The sequence below is a fragment of the Bradyrhizobium sp. URHA0013 genome (genome assembly GCF_000518345.1).
In the GTDB taxonomy this organism is placed as follows: Bacteria; Pseudomonadota; Alphaproteobacteria; order Rhizobiales; family Xanthobacteraceae; genus Bradyrhizobium.
In genome coordinates this window covers 1-19,515 of record NZ_JADK01000015.1, presented here as the reverse complement: position 1 = coordinate 19,515, position 19,515 = coordinate 1, and the positions used below count along the sequence as shown (strand labels likewise).

General features: G+C 63.5%; 24 protein-coding genes and 1 pseudogene. 8 read left to right on the top strand and 17 right to left on the bottom strand.

Annotated features, from left to right (window positions below):
• Positions 1–411: 411 nt before the first annotated feature.
• Positions 412–642, top strand: coding sequence for a hypothetical protein (locus N551_RS0119160; protein ID WP_027568266.1), 231 nt, complete (start codon positions 412–414; stop codon positions 640–642).
• A 536-nt stretch (positions 643–1,178) separates the two neighbouring features.
• On the opposite strand, the gene N551_RS0119150 is transcribed toward N551_RS0119160, so the two are convergent.
• Positions 1,179–1,427 (bottom strand): hypothetical protein, encoded by a 249-nt coding sequence (locus N551_RS0119150; RefSeq protein ID WP_027568264.1) that lies wholly within the window; start codon positions 1,425–1,427, stop codon positions 1,179–1,181.
• 1 nt (position 1,428) lies between these two features.
• Positions 1,429–1,653: a hypothetical protein gene (locus N551_RS0119145; protein ID WP_027568263.1), complete on the bottom strand. Its 225-nt coding sequence runs from the start codon at positions 1,651–1,653 to the stop codon at positions 1,429–1,431.
• Between the two features lie 169 nt (positions 1,654–1,822).
• On the opposite strand from N551_RS0119145, the gene N551_RS0119140 reads away from it, so the two are divergent.
• The 5 genes and pseudogenes from N551_RS0119140 to N551_RS0119120 all read left to right on the top strand — a co-directional run bounded on the left by N551_RS0119140 (position 1,823) and on the right by N551_RS0119120 (position 5,897).
• Positions 1,823–2,752: a Ku protein gene (locus N551_RS0119140; protein ID WP_027568262.1), complete on the top strand. Its 930-nt coding sequence runs from the start codon at positions 1,823–1,825 to the stop codon at positions 2,750–2,752.
• Positions 2,753–2,758: 6 nt separating this feature from the next.
• Positions 2,759–3,092, top strand: a pseudogene (locus tag N551_RS35915) (hypothetical protein).
• A 1-nt stretch (position 3,093) separates the two neighbouring features.
• A complete protein-coding gene (locus N551_RS0119130; RefSeq protein ID WP_027568261.1) occupies positions 3,094–3,756 on the top strand; it encodes an HAD family hydrolase in 663 nt (220 codons plus the stop codon).
• A gap of 108 nt (positions 3,757–3,864) precedes the next feature.
• A complete protein-coding gene (locus N551_RS0119125) occupies positions 3,865–4,563 on the top strand; it encodes a GrlR family regulatory protein (RefSeq protein WP_027568260.1) in 699 nt (232 codons plus the stop codon).
• 323 nt (positions 4,564–4,886) lie between these two features.
• On the top strand, positions 4,887–5,897 hold the full coding sequence (locus tag N551_RS0119120) for an ion channel (RefSeq protein WP_027568259.1): 1,011 nt from the start codon (positions 4,887–4,889) through the stop codon (positions 5,895–5,897).
• A gap of 40 nt (positions 5,898–5,937) precedes the next feature.
• Here N551_RS0119120 and N551_RS0119115 read toward each other — a convergent pair whose 3' ends face one another.
• From N551_RS0119115 to N551_RS0119080, 8 genes are all read right to left on the bottom strand, one after another.
• Positions 5,938–6,201 carry a hypothetical protein gene (locus tag N551_RS0119115; RefSeq protein ID WP_027568258.1) on the bottom strand — a complete coding sequence of 88 codons (264 nt, stop codon included), beginning with the start codon at positions 6,199–6,201 and terminating at the stop codon, positions 5,938–5,940.
• A 777-nt stretch (positions 6,202–6,978) separates the two neighbouring features.
• Positions 6,979–8,184: an ABC transporter substrate-binding protein gene (locus N551_RS0119110; RefSeq protein WP_027568257.1), complete on the bottom strand. Its 1,206-nt coding sequence runs from the start codon at positions 8,182–8,184 to the stop codon at positions 6,979–6,981.
• Positions 8,185–8,206: 22 nt separating this feature from the next.
• On the bottom strand, positions 8,207–9,898 hold the full coding sequence (locus N551_RS35910) for an AMP-binding protein (RefSeq protein ID WP_051462851.1): 1,692 nt from the start codon (positions 9,896–9,898) through the stop codon (positions 8,207–8,209).
• Positions 9,885–10,634 carry an ABC transporter ATP-binding protein gene (locus tag N551_RS0119100; RefSeq protein ID WP_027568256.1) on the bottom strand — a complete coding sequence of 250 codons (750 nt, stop codon included), beginning with the start codon at positions 10,632–10,634 and terminating at the stop codon, positions 9,885–9,887. Before N551_RS0119100 ends, N551_RS35910 begins: the two co-directional genes overlap by 14 nt.
• A 2-nt stretch (positions 10,635–10,636) precedes the next feature.
• Positions 10,637–11,395, bottom strand: a complete 759-nt coding sequence (locus N551_RS0119095) for an ABC transporter ATP-binding protein (protein ID WP_027568255.1) — start codon at positions 11,393–11,395, stop codon at positions 10,637–10,639.
• Positions 11,392–12,534: a branched-chain amino acid ABC transporter permease gene (locus tag N551_RS0119090; RefSeq protein WP_027568254.1), complete on the bottom strand. Its 1,143-nt coding sequence runs from the start codon at positions 12,532–12,534 to the stop codon at positions 11,392–11,394. The genes N551_RS0119095 and N551_RS0119090 overlap by 4 nt, the downstream gene beginning before the upstream one ends.
• Positions 12,535–12,537: 3 nt before the next feature.
• Positions 12,538–13,410, bottom strand: a complete 873-nt coding sequence (locus N551_RS0119085; protein WP_027568253.1) for a branched-chain amino acid ABC transporter permease — start codon at positions 13,408–13,410, stop codon at positions 12,538–12,540.
• A gap of 307 nt (positions 13,411–13,717) precedes the next feature.
• Complete coding sequence (locus tag N551_RS0119080) at positions 13,718–14,554, bottom strand: enoyl-CoA hydratase-related protein (protein WP_027568252.1); 837 nt, start codon at positions 14,552–14,554, stop codon at positions 13,718–13,720.
• A gap of 371 nt (positions 14,555–14,925) precedes the next feature.
• Between N551_RS0119080 and N551_RS0119075 the strand changes: the two genes are divergently transcribed.
• Entirely contained in the window at positions 14,926–15,588 is a 663-nt protein-coding gene (locus N551_RS0119075) for a hypothetical protein (protein ID WP_155809813.1), read from the top strand.
• On the opposite strand, the gene N551_RS0119070 is transcribed toward N551_RS0119075, so the two are convergent.
• Together N551_RS0119070 and N551_RS35905 are read right to left on the bottom strand one after the other, a co-directional pair.
• On the bottom strand, positions 15,560–15,835 hold the full coding sequence (locus N551_RS0119070; RefSeq protein ID WP_081747899.1) for a hypothetical protein: 276 nt from the start codon (positions 15,833–15,835) through the stop codon (positions 15,560–15,562). The two genes, N551_RS0119075 and N551_RS0119070, sit on opposite strands and share 29 nt — an antisense overlap.
• 93 nt (positions 15,836–15,928) lie before the next feature.
• Positions 15,929–16,483 (bottom strand): metallophosphoesterase, encoded by a 555-nt coding sequence (locus N551_RS35905; RefSeq protein WP_371180072.1) that lies wholly within the window; start codon positions 16,481–16,483, stop codon positions 15,929–15,931.
• A gap of 110 nt (positions 16,484–16,593) precedes the next feature.
• Here N551_RS35905 and N551_RS0119060 point away from each other — a divergent pair, with 110 nt between their 5' ends.
• Positions 16,594–17,721 carry a hypothetical protein gene (locus N551_RS0119060; protein WP_027568249.1) on the top strand — a complete coding sequence of 376 codons (1,128 nt, stop codon included), beginning with the start codon at positions 16,594–16,596 and terminating at the stop codon, positions 17,719–17,721.
• Between the two features lie 140 nt (positions 17,722–17,861).
• On the opposite strand, the gene N551_RS0119055 is transcribed toward N551_RS0119060, so the two are convergent.
• From N551_RS0119055 to N551_RS0119035, 5 genes are all read right to left on the bottom strand, one after another.
• Positions 17,862–18,137 (bottom strand): hypothetical protein, encoded by a 276-nt coding sequence (locus N551_RS0119055; protein ID WP_027568248.1) that lies wholly within the window; start codon positions 18,135–18,137, stop codon positions 17,862–17,864.
• Between the two features lie 2 nt (positions 18,138–18,139).
• Positions 18,140–18,358, bottom strand: coding sequence for a helix-turn-helix domain-containing protein (locus N551_RS38180; RefSeq protein WP_371180071.1), 219 nt, complete (start codon positions 18,356–18,358; stop codon positions 18,140–18,142).
• Between the two features lie 78 nt (positions 18,359–18,436).
• The gene (locus N551_RS0119045) at positions 18,437–18,907 is read right to left on the bottom strand and encodes a hypothetical protein (protein ID WP_155809810.1); all 471 of its coding nucleotides are present in this window, start codon (positions 18,905–18,907) and stop codon (positions 18,437–18,439) included.
• Entirely contained in the window at positions 18,904–19,185 is a 282-nt protein-coding gene (locus N551_RS35900) for a hypothetical protein (RefSeq protein WP_051462848.1), read from the bottom strand. Before N551_RS35900 ends, N551_RS0119045 begins: the two co-directional genes overlap by 4 nt.
• On the bottom strand, positions 19,182–19,515 hold a 334-nt coding region (locus N551_RS0119035), incomplete at its 5' end, for an ATP-binding protein (RefSeq protein WP_027568246.1). The genes N551_RS35900 and N551_RS0119035, both read right to left, overlap by 4 nt.

The following is a 19,515-nucleotide window of genomic DNA, read 5'->3' as shown; positions in this document are numbered from 1 at the left end:
GCGACCGTTCAGTGAGCCAGGCAACATCGGTCCGTGCTCTTCGCGGCAGCTTTTCCTAGGTCTGGCAGCACGCAGGAACGTCTCCGATTTGGCGCGGTTGCCCAGCGGGGCGGCAGAGAACGGCAACGATGCTTGAAACCGATACCTTGCGGTTAAGTGCCCGAACTGCGGCGCCTGGCGGATGGCCGCAAACCGCCGAAAAACCTTTCACCCGGTGTCGAGCTCGAGTTCAGATGCTCGCGGTGCGCTCAGCATGAGCTCGGGCGTTTGCGGCGTCCGAGCTTATCAGGCGCAGCCGAGCGGGTGACGTGAGACCAGCAGCAAAATGGATCTACACGAACAATGGCCGCGGAACGGCCATTCACTTTGCGACTTGACCATCACGAGCGTCGAATTTTCGGAGGAGAGATCATGAAGACCATCTTTGCGGCTGTCTGCCTGCTGTCACTGGCGTTGGCCTCGCCGGTGCAAGCGAAGGGGTGCATCAAGGGCGCGATCGTCGGTGGTGTTGCCGGCCACATGGCGGGTCATGGCAAGCTCGGCGCGGTGGCGGGCTGCGTGGTGGGCCATCATGAGGCTAACAAGCAGAACGGCAACAACCCGAACAACTCGAACGCGCAAGCTCCGTCCGGGCAGAAGTAATCTATCCAGGTTGGCGCCGGGGCTCCTTGGGCCCCGGCGAGCGCGAGCCTACCGCGGCACTATCCAGACGAGCAGCTCGGGCCGCATCCCCGCCTGGTCGGGAGAAGGTGGATGGCGGCGGCGTGCGTGGCGCAGGCAGCGGTGGGTCGGTCGCTCCGGATCCAGAGGGACCCTTGTCATCGTACCGGTCGCGAGCTCCAGCAGGTGCCGCACGGTGAACGACTCGGCCTTCTCGGCGAGGGTCAAGACCCGGATAGAATTGTTGCTCCATGACGCACCCAGCAACATCACCGTACGTCCGGCCGGCGAGTCAAGGCGCCGGAAGATGCCCCGAGCGGGGCGCCGGTCACGCGGTCGACGCTACCCGGAGCACGTCCCGCTCTCGGCAAAGATCGCCTACCTTCGCCCGCATCCTCGAGAGCAGCAGCTCGGCTCAGGCGGTTGCGACGCCGACCCGCTGCGGCATTTGAATTTCGCGCTCCTGGGCGCGGGTCTGCCCGCGCTCCGGGCGATCTCGTTCCGGACCCAGTGAAGTCTCATAGGGCGCTGAGATCGGCCGGCACGTCGCCGAACTTGCGAATGACGGTCGCGTCTCCGAACTCGCCGGTCGCAGGATCGCCGCTACGGCTGAACGCGACCGCGCCCAGGATGCCGGGCGTGCGAGACAGCGCCTCGGCACGCATCACGGCGGCATTGGCCGAGAAGCACTCCGTCGCCTCGCCGGCGGCGATGCCATCGTCGGCGGCCACGAAGGGCAAGGCGACGTAGTAGGTGACCTCGGCCATCTCAGTCGTACCAATCCTTCCGATCGCGCGGGACGTCGAGCCGGCGGCGCGAGTAGCCGGCGGAAACCGAGGCCCGTAGCTCAGCGACCTGTGCCTCCAGGAAGCCGTTAGCGACAAGCAGAGCTTTCACAGCTTCCCGCGCATCTCCGCCGCAGGCGGCAATGGCTTGGTCGGCGGCGACCTCCACCTCGAAGGTGGCCGGTTCGGATTGCTCGGGTCGGGTCATAAAAGCATGTTCTCATTTTGTTCGCAGGAGTCAAGGCTGCGCGGCGTGCGCCATGGCGCCTCGGCGGGCGGCCAGGAACGGATATGCGTGGACGGCGGCCGTAGTGTCGGAACTGTGTCGCGCCGTTCGTCTTAAGTCCGAGTCCCTGTACCTGGAGTGTTGCGTAGCCATGGCCCCCAGCGCGAACTGGAAAGGCTTCCTGCGCCTGTCGCTCGTCACCTGTCCGGTGGCGCTCTACCGGGCGACTTCCGAGAGCGAGAAGATCTCGTTCAACCAACTGAACCGGCAGACCGGCCATCGCATCAAGTACCTGAAGGTCGACGCCGACACCGGCGACGAGGTGCCCAACGAGGACATCGTCAAGGGCTACCAGCTCGAGAAGGACCAGTTCATCGAGGTTTCCAAGGAAGAGCTCGAAGAGATCGCGCTGGAATCCACGCGGACCATCGAAATCGATGAGTTCGTCGACAAGGCGGACATCGATCCGCGCTACCTCATCCGCCCCTACTACATCCGTCCGGACGGAAAAGTCGGCCACGACGCCTTCGCGGTGATCCGGGAGACCATCCGCGAGATGGACAAGGTCGCGATCGGGCGTGTGGTGCTGACGAACCGCGAGCACATCATCGCGCTCGAGCCGATGGACAAGGGCGTGGTCGGCACGCTGCTGCGCTATCCTTACGAAGTGCGCAGCGAACACGAATACTTCGACGAGATCCAGGACGTCAAAGTGACCAAGGACATGCTCGATCTCGCCAGGCACATCGTGAACCAGAAAGCGGGCAGCTTCGAGCCGGAGAAGTTCGAGGACCATTATGAAAGCGCGCTGATCGAGCTCATCAATCAGAAGCGGGCCGGCAAGCCGATCGTGCCGAAGGATCGGCCGAAAGGCGAGAACGTCGTCGATCTGATGGACGCGCTACGCAAGAGCGTCGGCACCGCAGCAGCCAAGACCGAGGCTCCGAAAAAGCCTGCCAAGAAGACGAAGAAAGCTGCGGCGGCTCAGAAGGAGATGCTGATGCCGATCGCCGGTAAGAAGCCGGCGAAGGAAGCGGTGGCGAAGAAGCCTGCGTCAGGGGCGCGGCGCAAGTCGGCCTGATGTAACGTGAAATATCCAGTGACGCCCGACGGTCGCTACTTCGTCGTCCGTGGCAGGTTGTGGCGCATGGCCAGGCCCGGCCTCGGAAGCGGAGCGGACCAGTCTCGTCGGCCATCTGATGAAGGCCCGTCGCGCGGTCCGCGACGCCAAGCGGAGCGCAGACCTCAAGACGGAGGCCGCCGCGCACAAGGCCGTGGACGAGTTCAAACGGAGGCTCGGTGAGAGAGGCCCCGTTTGGTGGGAAGACGGCGCACCCGATCTCAACCGGCACATGGCCAAGAACACGACCTACGCCGAATGGTACGCAAAGCTTGGACGCTCACGCTCGGGAGGATCCTGAATTGCCCAAAGCCGCAATCTTCGACATCGACGGAACGCTTTTGGACTCGGTCGATCTCCATGCGCTCGCCTGGCACGAAGCGATGGCGAAGTTCGGCCACGATGTCGGCTTCGAGCAGGCTCGCGGGCAGATAGGCAAGGGAGGCGACAAGCTGATCCCGCACTTCCTGTCCGAAGACGCGCAGCGGGACCATGGCAAGGAGATGGAGGAATGGCGCGGCAACCGGTTCAGGTCCGAGTATCTGCCGCTGGTGCGCCCGTTTTCGGCAGTCCCCGATCTGCTTCGGCGCGTGAGGAATGCCGGCGCCCGGATTGCCGTCGCCTCCTCCGCCAAGAAGGATGAACTTTCCAAGTATCTCGAGATCGCGGGCATCGGCGACCTGGTCGACGTGACGACCTCGTCGGACGACGTCGAGGAATCGAAGCCGGCTCCCGACATCTTCGAAGCGGTCCTGAAGAAGCTTGGGGTCGAGGGCCACCATGCGGTGGCGATCGGTGACACCCCCTACGATGCGGAAGCTGCGAGCAAAGCGAAGATCGAGATCGTCGGCGTGCTGTGCGGCGGCTTCACCGAGAGTTCGCTGAGGCAGGCTGGATGCGTCCAGGTATATCCCGGCCCGGCCGCCCTGCTTGCCTGCTTCGGGGATTCGCTCCTCGCAAGATGAGCCCCATGGGGACGACACGATCAGCGCGAGCCTCGAGGCGGCACCGAGCCGCCTTTTCGCGTACGATCTGACCGGCTAGAATACGCTACGCATAGCGGGGACAGGGTGTTGTTCGACGGATTGTACAAATGCGAGTATCGCGCCGGTGCCGTGCTGAACCGTAGCGTCATGCATGTGCGCGGTGGCCGCATGCTGGGTGGAAACTCGGCTTTCGCCCACGTCGGAAGCTACCAAGAGATCGACGGCGTGATCGTCGGTCGGGTAGCCGGACAGCGCCATGCCCTCAATCCCGAGGTGCGGCAGCTCTACGGTGCGGACGATGACGAGCTGATCCTGCGCGGCCGTGCGGTTGGCGATTCCTATCACTTCGATGCCTCCCCGGTCCGGCTCCCCGATCAAGTGATGCATGCCGTGATGACCAGCTTGGATGAGGAGTGTTTGCCGCCGCCAGGAAAGGTCGGCGACAGCGGCATCCCGAATGGCCTTTACGGGCTGCGCATCCGCGCGCTCGATGGGATTGACGGCGGACTGACGGGTGTGATGCTGCTGGAGGACGGCCGCATGCTGGGCGGAGACGCCTTCTTCTATTATCCCGGTTCTTACTCCTCGGCGGATAACCGCTGGCGCGGTGAAATCGTCAACCAGGAACACACGGCGGCTCGCGACGCGATCTTCGGCGGTTACGAGGTGGGCATCGGCTTTTCGGGCAGCTGCGAGGCCAACGGCGCGATTTGGGAGGCGACGGCGCTGGCCGGAAAACGAAGTTTCCAGCTGGCGGCCGAGATGAAGCTCCTGCACAGGATCTGATAAAGACTTCAGTTCGTGCTCGGGTGACGCCACTGCAATCTGAGATAAAGTCAGCGACCCAGTAGAGCTTGAGCACGGATGAGGGCGCTTGGCCGAGCACAGGGTAGGTCCGAGCAGCTGCGCATAGGAACGGCCACGGCACCGTGCGGTTGGTGCTGGTTAATTGAAAATGCGCCGATGCATTTGGTCCGACCAGCAGATAGCCGCAGAAGGATCTCCGCAGGATCGATCCTGACCTCGGTTCTGGCCTGTTGGGCGGGATTGCTGATCCTCCACGCGCCCAGTTGTGACGAGTTTGAGCACATCCCGCTTGGCGGCGTTCCATGATCATACCGACGGTCGAGATCATCGCAGGAATTGTCCTGGTCGTCCTCGCCCTTCGGGATGTATTCGACACGGTGGTGGTGCCCGGAGAGAGCCGAGGCGCGCTCCGCGTGGCGCGGCGGCTGCTCACCATCATGCTTCCGGTTTGGAAGTGGGCCCGCCGCGGCAAGAGCGGGGTCTCCACCAGCTTTGCGCCGGCGATCCTCATGGGCTCCTTCCTCATCTGGATGGTCCTTCTGTGGCTGGGCTTCGGCCTGATCGCGCATGCTCTGGGCGATTGGTTCGCGCCGCCAGCCGATTTCCAGGAGGCACTGTTCATCGTCGGAAGCGCATTGTGCACGGTGGGACTGAGCGGCATTGAGGCCCATGGCCCAGCCCGCTGGGCCCTCATCCTGGCCGGCCTTTCGGGCCTCTCGGTCCTGACAATGGCTGTTACTTACCTCCTCCAGGTACAAGAGGGTATTTCCCGCCGCGATGCCGGAATTCTCAAACTTACGACGGCTGCGGGTCAGCCGCCCTCGGCTCTCGGACTGCTGGAGCGTTACGCCGACCTCGACTCTCCGGAGGAGATCAGGCGCGTGCTTTACAAAGGACGGGACTGGTGCGCCACCGTCCTGCAGAGCCATGCTTCCCATCCATCCCTGATCTACTTTCGATCGGTTGGCGTCGGCTCGGGTTGGCCTGCAACGCTCGGGGCCATGCTGGACCTCGCGCTGATGTTCGAACTGCTGATCGAGGACCGCGAGAGCCGAGCGCCGGCGATCCTGCTCCGAAGCGAAGGATTGCGCCTCATCGACGATCTGAATGGACTGATCGGCCTTGAGGCAAAATCTGACGACACCACTGATGCGGCAGTTCCGCGCGTGTGCGCCCGCTTGACGGCGGCTGGCTACAAGGTGCGTTCGCAGGTCGACGCAGCAGAGTTCGCGCAGCAGCGGCGAAAGCACGCCGGCCGGGTGCTTGCCGCTGCTGAGCATCTTGGCACCACGGCGGCACCCCTGATCCCTTGATCGTCGACAGCGGCATCGGACCGTGGGTTGTTGGTCCGGTTCAGTCGGGCGGGCATTCAGGGCAGGTATCGCCGATCGAGTCCAGCACTCCGCGGAGCTCAGCGACAGCCTGATCCGGAGACAAGCCGTCTGGAGGCTCCTGCCTGGCGATGTCCAACGCGCGGGCGCGGGCGTGAGGGTCGGCCCGGTCCATTGCCCAGCCATGCTCCTCACATTCGTGGATGGCGCCCGCCTCCTGCAACACGCTGAGCGCCCATCCGCGCCGCGTTCTGATCGCCGGCCGTCTTTCCTTCGTCATCAGCATCGAGCTTGCTCCTGCCGGGACGAATCCTTCGGATCGCCGGCTCGTTCCTGGCGGTTAGCACGGGTCAGGGATTCCGAAATGCAGAGCCTCCGGCTTGTCCACCTGTTCCGCGGCTGTGGACGAAGGCTGAAATGAAGCTGGGCTTGATCGGCGGGCACGATAGTCGCGAGACGGCCTCGACCAGCTCAGGTCTTCCGCTTCATGGTGTTGTTCCAGCGATTTTGACTTGGCGCGCAGCACCCCACGGCCTCCTCGGCCACTAGGTTGCCGGCCGGCCCAACACGGCAGGTGGCTGCTGGATCGTGCTTGCGGCCGGCATTTCGCCGGGGCCGCTGGCGCTGATGTGGGCCCGTGCGGCGTAGGCCTGAGCAATCAGGCCCGCTGAATGACGACCCGCCAGTCCTGCACCGGTCCGCCCGAGATAGGCCCGCGGCCCTCGATCGTGCGTACGATCGTGAGGCCCCGGCCGCGACGCTGGGGCCGACCTTCAACCTCGTCGGCTCTCGGCGGCATGATCACTCGATCCCAGGCGGCAATACGCAGCGTTTCAGTCCGCCTTCTTCTGCGAAGATGACAGGGTATGAAGTGGCCCGGCGACTAGGAGTGACAGGCCTGGCAGCGCACCTACTCGGCGGGACTGTCTGGGCTTTGGCGGTTTCGGCCTCCATCGGCTTCCCCCCGCCGGAAATATGATGGGCTCGCAAGTGCTCTACCCATCCGAGCACTAAGCTCGACGGCGATGCCTGGAGCTTAGGCATCGCCGTCATTCTCAACCGTCTACTTCTCGCTCTTGTACGACTGGTTCTTTGCGATAGTCACCCAGCGGCCGTTCTTGATCTGGCCAATGGTCGCGGCGGACACGCCGAGATGATTGTCCTTGGAGAAGGACACCGGCGCGCCACCGAAGATGTCTTCGAAGACCTTGCCGGATTCCATCGCAGCGATGAGAGAATCCGTCGTCAGGTTCTTGCCGGCGAGGCTGGCATAGAACGCGAACGCCATGGCGCCGTCATAGCCCGAGGTGGATTGCAGATTGGGATCGATGCCGAACATCTTGCGATACGCTTCGATGAACTCCTTCACCTTGCCCGTTGCCGTATCTGGATAGAAAATCTCGGTCTGGCCGACACCGAAAATGCCTTCGGTGGCGTCCTTGCCGAGATCGTGCAGGTCAGGCACGTAGCTCGGTGACGACACCACGTAAAGCGGCGTCCAGCCGAGCTTCTTGGCGGCGGTGACGATGCCGACGGACTCGCGGACCACGGAGCCTAGCGCAACGAGATCGCAGCCGTCCGCCTTCATGCGCGCAACCTGCGAGTTGAAGTCCGTTGCACCGCGCTTGAACGACACGCGGGTGGCCTCGGGCACCTTCAAATCCTTCAGCTGATCGGAATAGGCATCGGTAAAATTCTTCCCCATCTCGTCGTCCTGATAGACGATGCAGGGCTTCTTGATGCCGTTCTTCTCCATCACGTATTTGATGCCTAGGCGCATCGTGTCGTAGTAGGGGCTAAACATGTTGAACTTCAGCCTGTCCTCGGGCTTGGCCGGATCCATCTTGAAGGTGAATTCGGCGGCCGTGATCGGGAACAGATGCGTCAGGCCGGCGCCCTGCACCAGCGGCATCGGCGCCAGCGTCGTGGCCGAGCCCATCGCGGACACGATCGAGAACGCCTTGTCGAGCTCGATGAGCTTCTGCGTCTGCAGCACGGCCTTCTTCGGATCGTAGCTGTCGTCCTCCAGAATGAGCTTGATCTTGCGGCCGTTGATGCCGCCGGCGGCGTTGATCTGCTCGACTGCGAGCTTCATGCCCGAGGAAGCAGGAACGCCCCATGACTTGATCGGCCCGGAGAGATCCATATGCGTGCCGATCACGATCTCCGTGTCGGTAACGCCCTGCGTCTTGAACTGTGCGAGCGCGGGCTGCGCCGGCAAACCCGTGAGCGCGACGATCGCGGCTGACAAAAGGAAACGTGAAGTCATGGTATACCTCCAGGGTTCTCGGTTATGCGCTCTGTGAAATGGCGCTTGCTGTTACGGAATGTTCTCTAGGACGCAGCAATCGTCTACGCAGCACGAGCATGGCGCTCATCTCGGGGTCGCCAGGACCGAGCGAACGCTCGATCAAGGTGAAATCGTCGATTTTTACGGGCGCCCGCGCGTTGGTCTGCGCGATCACGCGGCCGATCAGTGTGCGGATGTCGTCGGAGCGGCAAAGGCTGAGGAAGTGCGTGAATGGAATGCTATTGTCCTGCGCGAACTTGATGACGGAATCAGCGTCCATCAACACCGCAGCGATCACCCTTCCCTTGTCATCGCGATGCAGGAAGGCATCGGCGACGTAGGGCGATGTCACGAGATCGGCTTCGCTTCTGAGCGATGCGGGGCCGCTGTCGAGCTGATCCGCGGCACGTCCCGCGGGATGCAGCTGGCCGGCATGGACGACATCGCCGCTATGCCACCAGCCGTCGCGAACCGCGTTCTCAGTCTCGCCCGCGTAACCAACAAACAGCGTATCGGAGGTTAGCCGGATTTCGCCTGATACCAGCGTCTCCAGCGTCACGCCATCGAGCGTTCTGGGCGTGCCGCGATGCGGAGCCAACGTCACGGCCCCGCCGGATTCGGCCTGGCCATAGGCATCGGTAAGCGGCCGCCGGATCGCCGCGAACCAGGCGCCAACATCGGTGCGCGCCGGCGCCCCGGTCGTGAGGCACAGTCGTGCCCGCGATAGACCGAGGCGAGTGCGGACCGGCGTCAGGACCAAGGCATCGAGAATGGGGCTCGGTCCGTCGCTTCCGGGCTTCACGGCCAGCGCGACCATGCGGCGCTGAAACTTCGTCGCCTCCGCCGCAGCGAGTTCGACACCGGACTTCAGCTTCGCCCACACGCGCGGCGGCGCCTGCACGACGGTCGGCTGCAATTCCCTGAGATCGGCGAGCACGGTCTCGCGGCTCTCGGGGAAATTGATGATACAGCCCGCGAGCAGAGAGGCGTAGACGCCGACCACGCGCTCCATCACATGATACAGCGGCGTCAACGAGAGGCGTTCGTCGCACGCGCTCAGCTGCAGTTCACTGGCGGCCCGCGCAGCCTGCCGGCCGAGCGCGGCCTGCGTGAGCAGGGCTCCGCGCGCCGGGGCCGTAACGCCCGATGTCATCACGATCGCGGTGATCGCGGCCGCGGCAGGCGCAGGAAGCGTCTCGGCGCCCGCGCCGCGAGCCTGCAGCTCCGCCAGCGTCATCACGTGGTCCACGCGCGCGCCGTCATCCCATTGCTCGTGCATGAGGACGATCAGCCGCAATCCCGGGCAGCGATCCCGGATGCCGAGCGCCCGGTGCAGATGCGCATCGCCGGCGACGAAGAGAATGGTGACCCCGAACAGATCGACGAGCCGCGCCAGCTCCTCACCATTTGCGTCCGCGTCGAGCCCCGCCGAAATGCCGCCGGCGGCCATGATGCCGAGATCGGCGAGCACCCAATCCGCGCAGGTCTCGCCGCAGATGGCCGCGACGTCGTTGTCCCGCAAACCGACCGCGCGCAGGCCGCGCGCGATCGCGGCGATACGCGTCGCGGTCTCCGTGCCGCTGAGCGGCTGCCAAAGCCCGTAACGCTTCGAGCGCATGACGGTCGCCGTGCCGTGCGCCGCGAGGGCCGTGGCAAGACGTGCCGAGAGTGCCTCGTTTTCAGCGCCCGCCATGACCACCTTCACTGTGCATACCCAGATAGAATTCGCGGACCTGGTCGGACTGGAGCAGATTGGCGCAAGTGTCGTGCATCACCACGCGGCCGACCTCGAGCACGTAGCCGTAATGCGCCGTCTCCAGTGCCATCTTGGCGTTCTGCTCGACTAGCAGAATCGAGACTCCCTCCTCCGCATTGAGCCGGCGGATGATCGTGAAGATCTCCTTCACCAGCAACGGCGAGAGCCCGAGCGACGGCTCGTCCAGCAGCAGCACTTTCGGGCGGCTCATCAGGGCCCGGCTGATTGCCAGCATCTGCTGCTGGCCGCCGGAGAGCTGGCCCGCGATCTGGCTTTGCCGTTCGCGCAGCACCGGGAAATAGTCGAACACCTTCTCCAGATCACTGGCGATGGTCTTGCTGTCCTTGCGGATGTAGGCGCCCATCCGCAGATTGTCGCGGACGGAGAGGAATGGAAACACCTCGCGTCCCTCCGGCACGTGGCTGATGCCGAGCCGGACGACCTTGTCCGGCTCCATCGAACGGATCTTGCGCCCCTCGAACTCGACGGTTCCCTTTATGGGATCGAGCACGCCGGAGATGGTCTTGAGAATGCTGGTCTTGCCGGCGCCGTTGGCACCGAGCACGGTGACGATCTGCCCCTGCCTCAGATCGAGGCTGATGCCGCGGATCGCGGTAATCGGCCCGTAGGTGCTCTCGACGTTGGCGAGACGGAGGATTGGTTGCGCGTCCATCGTCATGTCCCGAGATAGGCTGCAATGACATCCGGGTGGCCCTGGACCTCCGCGGCCGTGCCGAGCGCCATCATCTTCCCGTAGTTCAGCGCGAGCACGCGGTTGGAGACGCGGCTGACCAGTGACATGTCATGCTCGACCATCAGCACGGTGACGCGGAGACGACGGTTGATCTCCAGGATCCACTCCGCCATGGCATTGGTTTCCTCAACGTTGAGGCCTGACGAGGGCTCGTCGAGCAGCAGCAGCGTCGGACCGACACACAGCGCGCGGGCAACCTCGATCACCTTGCGGACGCCATAGGGAAGCGCGCCGATCGTGATGTCGCGGTATCTTTGCAGCCGCAACACGTCCATGACCTCCTCGGCCGCGCGACGGTGCGCGACTTCCTCCGCGCGAACCTTCTTCGTGCGGAAAATGTCCTGCCAAGCCCGCGTGGTCGAGTGCCGGTGTCGGCCGACTAAAAGGTTTTGCAAGGTGGAGGCGCTCTCGAACAGCTCGATGTTCTGGAACGTACGGGCGATGCCGCGCCCGGCGATCTGCTGCGCCGAAAGACGCGTGACGTCCTCGTCGCGGAAGATGATCTGGCCCGCGCTCGGCGTGTAGAGCCGGCTGATGAGGTTGAACAGCGTGGTCTTGCCCGCTCCGTTCGGCCCGATGATAGTGAAGACCTCGCCCTCGTTAATCCCGAACGAGACGTTGTCCACGGCCGTGAGACCGCCGAACTTCACAGTCAGGTTCTTGACGTCGAAGAAGGTCATCGGCGCTCGGACTTCAGGAACATGCGGGGTGGGCGCGCGCTGCGTTGGCGCGCCAGCGGAAATTGCTTGAAATAGGCCTTCACGCGCTGCCAGCGGCCGTCGAGGCCCATCGGCTCGTAGATGATGAAGACGATGATGATGATGCCGAAGATCAGCGACTTCAGGCCGGGCGCGTTAACGACGCGAAGGACGCCGGTCTGAACGGCCTGGGTCACGGTCTCCGGCAGGAACAGACCGTGCATAATGGTCTCGCTCCACACCGGCACCTTGTCCTTGAGGATGATCAGCAACGGATCGGCCATGATCATGAAGATCGCGCCGAACACCGCGCCCCGGAGGCTCACCAGCCCGCCGATGATGATGATCATGACGAAATCGATCGAGACAGCCAGGCTGAACATTTCCGGTGAGATGAACGACATCTTGTGCGCATAGAGAGCACCCGCGATTCCCGTGATGCCGGCCGATAGCGCGAAGGCCGTGGTCTTGTAGCGCGCGGTGTCAATGCCCATGCTGCGCGCGGCGGTCTCGGAATCTCGGATGGCCATGAAGGAGCGTCCGGTCGAGGACCGGATGATGTTGATGGCGGCGAGGATCACCAGCACGGTGACGAGCAGACAGAGGTAATAGAAGCCTTCGGTGCCGAGCTTCAGCCCGAACACGCTCGGCGGCGGCAGCATCAATCCCTCATTGCCGTGGGTGACGCTCTCCCATCGCGCGATGATCTCCTCGACAATGAAGGCAAAGGCGAGCGTGGCAATGGCGAGATAGATCCCGTGCAGGCGAAGCGCCGGCAGCCCGACAAGGTAGCCGGCGATCCCTGTGAAGACACCGGCGAGCGGGAGATAGAGCACCAGCGGAACGCCGTGCTTCTGCGCCACTGCGGTGAAATAGGCGCCGATGGCGAGAAAGGCGGCGTGACCGATCGAGACCTGCCCAGCCTGCCCGGACAGGATATTCAGCGCCACGCCGACGATGGCGTAGATCATGATGAACACGAGTTGGCTGAGATAATAAGACTCGATCACGTAGGGCGCAGCAATCAGCCCTGCGAGCAGAACAGCGTACCAGAACACTGCGGCCTTTGACGGGAACAGCGGATCGCTGTCGCCGTAACCGGTGCGGACATGGTGCGCCATGCCTTAAACCTTCTTGACGGCGTTGAGGCCGAACAGGCCCTGCGGCTTCCACAGTAGCACCGCGAGCAGCACGACATAGGCCGCGACGTCCTTGAATCCCTCAGGCAGATAGAAGCCGGACAAGGATTCGACGATGCCGATGGTGATGCCGCCGGCGACCGCCCCGGGAATCGAGCCGAAGCCGCCGAGCACGGCCGCAGGAAATGCCTTGATGCCGAGAAAGCCGAGATTTGCGTGGACCAGCGTGATCGGCGCCAGCAAGATCCCGGCGGCGCACGCGACCATCGCGGAGAGGCTCCAGATCAGCGAGAACATCCGCTTGACCGGGATGCCCATGTAATACGCCGCGAGCATGTTCTGCGACGTCGCCTGCATCGCGATGCCGACCCGGGTGTAGCGGAAGAAGGCGTAGAGCGCGGCGCAGAGCAGCACCGTCGCAACGATGATGGAAAGCGCGTCCCAGGCGATGACGAGCTTGCCGACCGTCAAGACGCCGTCGGTGAATGGGGTCTCGATCCGCAGATCGTCCGTGCCCCAGATGATGCCGACGAGCGCCCGGATCACGAGCCCAAGACCAATCGTCGCCATCACGATCGAGAATTGCGGATAACCGAGGATGGGACGAAGCACGAGCCGTTCCATGATCGCGCCGAGGATCGCCATCGCGATCACGCACAGCAGGAACGACAACCAGTAATTCAGCCCAAGCGTCGTGATGAAGGTGACCGACATGAAGGCACCGAGCATCATGATTTCGCCCTGCGCAAAATTCACCACTTCGGTCGCCTTGTAAATCAGGACGAACCCAAGGGCGATCAGCCCGTAGACGCACCCCAACGCGACGCCGCTAATCAATTGCTGCGTGAAATCGAGCATTTCCGTCCCAGTGGCGCGTTGGCCTGATTTTTTTCGATATGAGGACGGTCGATGTTGTTAGTCAAGCAGCTAATCAAATTCGACGCTGCGACCATCGCATGAGGCGTGACAGCACGCTCAATCGTCCCGTGCAGCGCCTTACCACAAGACAGCGGAAGTGCCGCCTCGGCCTTCTACGACCACACGTGGAGCTTGTAGGGATTGGTAGAGCGCAGCGAAATCCTTTGGCTTTCTTTTGGAAGAGCGATGACCGGTTTCGCTCCGCTCTACCCATCCTACGAACTGCCGCCTGGTGACAGCCCTCGCTCTACTCCTTCTTCGTTCGATAATCGCCGAAGGTCGTATCGCGCTGGTCGAGGAGATCTTTAACGCTGCTGCCGTCGCGGCGAAAACTGCCCATGTAGGCCCTGCTCGCCTCCGTGGTGAAGGCCAGCGCCTGGATCTCGGTGCCGGCGCGAATGGCAGCGCGGGCGCCCATGATTTCCATCGCGCGATGGACGCTGCGCTTATTGAGCTGCTGCAGCTCGACCGGCACCTTGGCGGCGCGCTCGGCGAAATCGAGCGTCTTCTCGTCGAGTTCGGCGAGCGGGAACGACCGCGTCGCGTACCCCCAATCGGCAGCTTCGCGGCCGGACATCGCATCGCCAGTCAGCATCAGTTCCATGGCGCGGCGCATGCCGACCAGCCAGGGATGATATTGCATGTCGGGCGGACTCATCAGACGCACTGGCGGATATCCGATCTGCGCATCGTCGGCGACGTAGACGACGTCGCAGGCGGTGGCGAGCTCGGTGCCACCCGCAAGGCAGTAGCCGTGCACCTGCGCGATCACGGGCTTGGCGAGATCCCAGATCCGGAACCAGCCTTCGACGACGTGGCGTGACCACTGGCCCGGGCCCGAAGCCGAGTGATAGGGCTGGTCGACGCGATTGTCGGCGGAGAGATCGTAGCCCGCGGAGAAGCAAGGCCCTGCGCCGCGCAGGATCGTAATCGAGACTTCGCCGTCGCGATCGGCCTGTTCGAGCACCTCGAAGATTTCGCTGCGCAGGCGATTGTTCAGCGCGTTGCGCTTCTCCGGCCTGTTCAACGTGATGCGCCGGACGCGCGGACGCGGCTCGTCGACGATGATGTGCTGGTAGCTCATGGGGTCCTCCCGATCGCCAGGCTTTTTGCCTTTGAGAGAAGTCTTGCCCGAGATCGAAAGAGATGTCATCGGCTGCAAACGCAGATCACCCCGCCAGCAGCAGCGAGAGCGGAGGCCGATATGAAGTTTGACCCAAGGGGATCAGAAGCCGCCGTTCTGAAGAACGCGCTCGGAAAATCAGTCTCGAGCCAATGGCTGCCACTTATTCATGCAGCAACGTTTGCCAGTCTGAGGGCACCGCTCCGGCCGGCCTGCGGAACGCGTCGGTCCGGGGTTGGCGGCGCTACAAATTTGGGTTGCCCTGCGATCTAGATCACAGGCGAAGCGCAATTGGCTTGATACCCCTTGAAACTAAGATGGAGGATGTTGCGATGGTCAACCCGTTCAGAATCTATGTGGGCGCTTACGCCAAAATCGCTGGGATGGATGACGCCGGAGAAATCATACTCGGGACCTATCTGAACGGCGATGGTTCGCCGGTGTCGGTTCGCGACGACCCTTTCTGGAACGCCTACATGATGAGGCACAGGAGTTTGCGAGGGCAAATTTACGTGCAGCTGGCTTCTGCCGTCGAGAAATTGGTCGCTGACCTTGAATGCCGCACGCACTCGCCCGCTCGCATTCCCCTCTCCTTTAGATTTCATGCAGAATTTCCGGAAAATAGCAATAAGACCGGATATGCATTGATGCATGGGACGAATCGCGACGTCGGCGATTTTCATATCGTCGGTTTTGCGGAGCCAGGCAAACGCGCTTCAGATGGCTCGTACCGCATAAAGCTCTACATGACATATGTATGGAATGATATTATTGATCCGAATGGCAAGTACACTATGGACAAAATCCAATCTGCAATTGCTACCGTGGTGATGCTTGGGAAAAACAAGAGTTATCGTCTTGACATCGGTTGGCGTGCGGATGCTGTCGTAGACGTCCTCCCAAATCGTAAGCCGATTATATCGGGATACCCCTCCAACAGTGTGGTGAACACTACAAACTCTCCCCTCAATATTCCCGGATGGTGGACGTTGTGATCGAGGCCTTGGCGAACTCGCGCAGCACGGTGCCGAGATCGAAGCCGGCCATCGCCAGATCAATGGCGGTCTCAGTCATCAGCCGGGCGCGCTGGGTGTCTGTCATCTCCTGCCACTGAGCGTAGGCCGCTCCGATAGGATCGCCCCACGGCCTTGGCAGCCAGTTCTCCGGCCCGCCATTCGCGACGACCCGGACCTCCTTGATCCGCTCGTTGACCCACACCACGGCGTCCTTGGCCTCGATCATGGCTTGCACCTCCTCCAATTTGGAACTGCTGGACGCCGGGCGAATGGCACAATCACGCTATCCGTTGGTCCGAAGGTGGACGCCGGAGGAGCATCAACAACTGCTGGCGATGGCGGCTGACGGGTCGCTGATGAAGGAGGCGTTCATCGCCTCGGCGTCGGCGTAACGCGGGTGCAGCGAGCCCGGATGCGGCGCATGGTGGGTGATGCACACGGTCGGGCCGTCGTGCTCCTCCGAGAGGCGATCGGTCAGCCAGCGCAGCTCGGCTTGGTGTCTTTTATAGGCCTCGATCGGGGTGAACGGCTTCGGGAATTCGGCCCCGCCCGAGGTCCGGATGAATTTGTGGTCGTTCATGAACCGTCCGGCGTGGAGGCCGTGCGCCTGGCTCTCGGCATCGAAGCGGTAGTCGGTCCACAGCGTGCAGCCGAGGAAGCGGACGCCGTCGATCACCGGCACTTCGGTCGCATCCAAAAACCTGACGTTGGTCCGGCGCGCCCGGTCGCGGATCTCGGCCGCGGCGTCTTCCAGGATGGATCCGTAATACTCGTGGTTGCCGGCTACGAGGAGCACCTCTTTGCCCCACAGCGCGCGCTGATTGGTCAGCCAACTCACCGCCCGGTAGGCGTGGTGGACGTCGCCGGCGAAAATCCCCGCGCCGGCGCAGCGGCGCGGCGGGGAGGCGCTACGGCGAGCCCGAGACCCCCGTTTCCGCCGACGGGGGATGGACCTGGGCCGAGCTGGATGCCGCCTATCAGGCGATGATCGCGCAGCCGCGCTGGGTCAACCGGCGGATGAAGCCGCCCTCGAAGGGCACGGTCGACGACGTCCGCCTCGCCTTCGCCAGGCCGAGCTTCACCGCGCTGCACGGCAAGCGCCTTGCCGAGCTGGACCGGCCGGCCATCAACGCCGCCCGCGACGCCATCGAGAGCCACCGGCAACGCGAGAAGAACATCGCCTACTTCAAGGCCGCCATGACCTGGGCAGCCGACAAGAAGCCCGACGAGTCCGGCCTGGTCGAGGGCGTCGACCGGTGGTGGGAGCGGCTGACGGCCGGCGATCCGGATACCGACACCATGCATGCGATCGAGGAGCGCCGGCGCGTCCATCGCCAGCGCAAGGCCGACCTGGACGTGGCGGCGATCGGCGCCGTCCTGGCGGCGCATGAACGCTACTGCGCCGGCCGGACCGCCGAGGACAAGATCTCGCCCGGGATCCGCTTCGGTCTGTGGTGGGTCTGCCTGACCGCGAACCGGCGGGCCTCAACGGTGCAGCTCCGCCGATCGGACTTCCTCGGGCAGGATCCGCTCGGCGACGCCGGCTGGGGGCGCGCCGCCTGGCCGCCGGCCGCGATGAAGGCCAAGACCGAATTCTGGTTGCCGCTCCCGCCTGTCGTTCGCGACGTCGCCGCCGGCAGCATCGCCGACTACACGCAGCTCGTCGCCAACGAGCATGGGGACTGGCCGAGCCAATGGGTGTTCGCGTCGACCAGGCGCCACGGGCGCGACGCCGACAACGACGACGTGAGCGTCTACCCGAACAGTCTGAACCGCCACATTCAGCGGATGCGCGCCGCCGACGCCCTCGACGGCCTCCCGCACTTCTCGCTGCATCTTGTCCGCAGCGCCATGGGAGACTACATCGCCGAGCGCGTCAGCGGCGTGGTGTCGTCCCTGGTGCTGGCGCACACGCTCCCGAACGATGCCGAGGAAGCGGCGCCGACGACGAAAGCCTATTACCTGACCTCGCAGCGCATGGCCGAGAAGGCCACCGGCATGCGGGCGTGGTCGGAGGCCGTCGTCGGGGCTTACCTGAAGGCCGGCGGCAAGATGCCGGCGCCGCGCGAGGAGCGGCGCAAGAGCAAGCTCAAAAAGAAAACCCCGGCCTAAGCCGGGGTCTCCGTGTCATTTTTGCCGCGCGACCCGCGGATCCGGAATTCAGGGTCTCGATGTAGACGCCTCGCTCCGGCTTACCCGCCCGAGGGCGGAAGTCGTTCCCAACCGCTAACATGTCATGGAAGCGAGCCGGTTTACCCGCCTGACGGCGGAGGGTCTTCGAACTCGGCGATCATCTTGCTGTCGTCACGCAGCCAGCGGGTCGGATACCGCTTTACGTGCGTCCATTGGACGCCGGGCCCGGCCCAGCCGTAGGGGCGGAAATTGAGAATAGCCCCTTTCTCGTCCTCGACGGCGACCAGCAACTTAGTCCGCTCGGACAAGATCACCTTGGCCATGCGCGTTGCGCCATCGCGCTCGCGCAGCACGGCTCCGCTGCCGATTGCCGGATAATGATGATAACGCGCCATAGTCACTTCTCCAGTTCTGCGATCATCTTGCCGGCCAGCAGGCCGATCTTCTCGGACGCCGTGATGAGCCGCTCGGACTCAGCGAACAGCGCATTGGCGACCTTGCGATAGACCTCATCGGACACCGCGCGGTCGCCGCGCACGATGAAGCTCATCAGTTGCTGAGAGACGCCTGATGCCGCTGCGAGCTGCGAAACGCCGCGGTCGCCGTAGGCCGCGATGGCGGCGGCCTTGATGCGGGCGGCCCTGGCCGAGAGCTTCGGCAGCGCAATAGATAATTTGTTGACAGGATTGAGGAATCAAGCGCGCGTAGGAAAGTTAGCTTCCCACCGCGTGGTTAATTTGCCTGCTATACTGGTCATTTCGGAGAACGAAGCGCGAATTTGCCTGCTATAGTAGGCAAAATGGACGCGCGCTCCGCGGTCGCTCTCCACGATATCAACAGCCCGTGACTCAGACGAACAGCGCTCGGCGCGCTTCTTCTTCGCCGGTTTGCGCTCGGTCGGCGTGAAGTTGCCGACATGCAGCCAGTCGCGGCCGTCGGTGTCGAGATCGCAGCGGAGCATCTCGATCCCGCCGACGAGATTGTTGCGGCTGCCGGGCGAGTCATCGAAGGACAGCATATGCCGGCCGCCGACGTCCGAGAAATTGCTCCACGGCTCCGATCCGCACCAGCACTGTCCCTGATGACGTCCTGCCCTTGCGCTTGGCAGCGTGGGCATGCGCGATATAGCGGGAATTGCGGGCGTCTCCAGCTCAAACAGCTTCACGGCGTCACCCCGTCCGCGTCGAGGTTGTCGCCGCTCTCTGGATCCACCGCCCGCGGCAGAGTCGCCAGATACGCCTTGATTTGGTTGAGCCTGACTGGCGCCGGACCGAAGACGTCCACGCCGACGTCGCAGCTCTGATGATTGCCAGGCAGACGGCCGTGATGGTGGCCGTAGAGCATCAACGCGCCCTTGCGGATTCCAGGCCAGCTCCGCAGCGCGAAGTGGCACAAGACAACGCGCTGGCTGTCGATCGACGTGAAGGCGATATCGTCTGTCAATCGGCGTTCAAATTTGACCCCGTATCGGCGTCCAATTTTGACCCCTTCGAGCGGCGGGTTTTGGCGGTAGCGCTCGCACCGTCGGAGCTGGTCGGGGTTGCGGAGACGGTGCGAGCGCGGGTTGCGTGATCGTCGTCGCGGCTTTTGAAGCGCCAGCTGTCGTTGCCGGTCTCGACGATGTCGCAATGGTCGGTCAGGCGATCGAGAAGCGCGGTGGTCATTTTGGCGTCGCCGAACACGCTGGGCCATTCACCGAACGCGAGATTGGTGGTGACGACGATGGACGTGCGCTCGTAGAGCCGGCTGACGAGGTGGAACAGGAGCTGGCCG

Bases quoted from the DNA above. Each gene is read 5' to 3' on its own strand.
- N551_RS0119100 (WP_027568256.1), bottom strand. From the start codon at position 10,634: ATGGACGCGCAACCAATCCTCCGTCTCGCCAACGTCGAGAGCACCTAC.
- N551_RS35910 (WP_051462851.1), bottom strand. From the start codon at position 9,898: ATGGCGGGCGCTGAAAACGAGGCACTCTCGGCACGTCTTGCCACGGCC.
- N551_RS0119085 (WP_027568253.1), bottom strand. From the start codon at position 13,410: ATGCTCGATTTCACGCAGCAATTGATTAGCGGCGTCGCGTTGGGGTGC.
- N551_RS0119110 (WP_027568257.1), bottom strand. From the start codon at position 8,184: ATGACTTCACGTTTCCTTTTGTCAGCCGCGATCGTCGCGCTCACGGGT.
- N551_RS0119115 (WP_027568258.1), bottom strand. From the start codon at position 6,201: ATGCTGATGACGAAGGAAAGACGGCCGGCGATCAGAACGCGGCGCGGA.
- N551_RS0119095 (WP_027568255.1), bottom strand. From the start codon at position 11,395: ATGACCTTCTTCGACGTCAAGAACCTGACTGTGAAGTTCGGCGGTCTC.
- N551_RS0119090 (WP_027568254.1), bottom strand. From the start codon at position 12,534: ATGGCGCACCATGTCCGCACCGGTTACGGCGACAGCGATCCGCTGTTC.
- N551_RS0119160 (WP_027568266.1), top strand. From the start codon at position 412: ATGAAGACCATCTTTGCGGCTGTCTGCCTGCTGTCACTGGCGTTGGCC.
- N551_RS0119070 (WP_081747899.1), bottom strand. From the start codon at position 15,835: ATGATCGAGGCCAAGGACGCCGTGGTGTGGGTCAACGAGCGGATCAAG.
- N551_RS0119075 (WP_155809813.1), top strand. From the start codon at position 14,926: ATGGTCAACCCGTTCAGAATCTATGTGGGCGCTTACGCCAAAATCGCT.
- N551_RS0119055 (WP_027568248.1), bottom strand. From the start codon at position 18,137: ATGGCGCGTTATCATCATTATCCGGCAATCGGCAGCGGAGCCGTGCTG.
- N551_RS0119140 (WP_027568262.1), top strand. From the start codon at position 1,823: ATGGCCCCCAGCGCGAACTGGAAAGGCTTCCTGCGCCTGTCGCTCGTC.
- N551_RS0119120 (WP_027568259.1), top strand. From the start codon at position 4,887: ATGATCATACCGACGGTCGAGATCATCGCAGGAATTGTCCTGGTCGTC.
- N551_RS0119080 (WP_027568252.1), bottom strand. From the start codon at position 14,554: ATGAGCTACCAGCACATCATCGTCGACGAGCCGCGTCCGCGCGTCCGG.
- N551_RS0119145 (WP_027568263.1), bottom strand. From the start codon at position 1,653: ATGACCCGACCCGAGCAATCCGAACCGGCCACCTTCGAGGTGGAGGTC.
- N551_RS0119150 (WP_027568264.1), bottom strand. From the start codon at position 1,427: ATGGCCGAGGTCACCTACTACGTCGCCTTGCCCTTCGTGGCCGCCGAC.
- N551_RS0119060 (WP_027568249.1), top strand. From the start codon at position 16,594: ATGATCGCGCAGCCGCGCTGGGTCAACCGGCGGATGAAGCCGCCCTCG.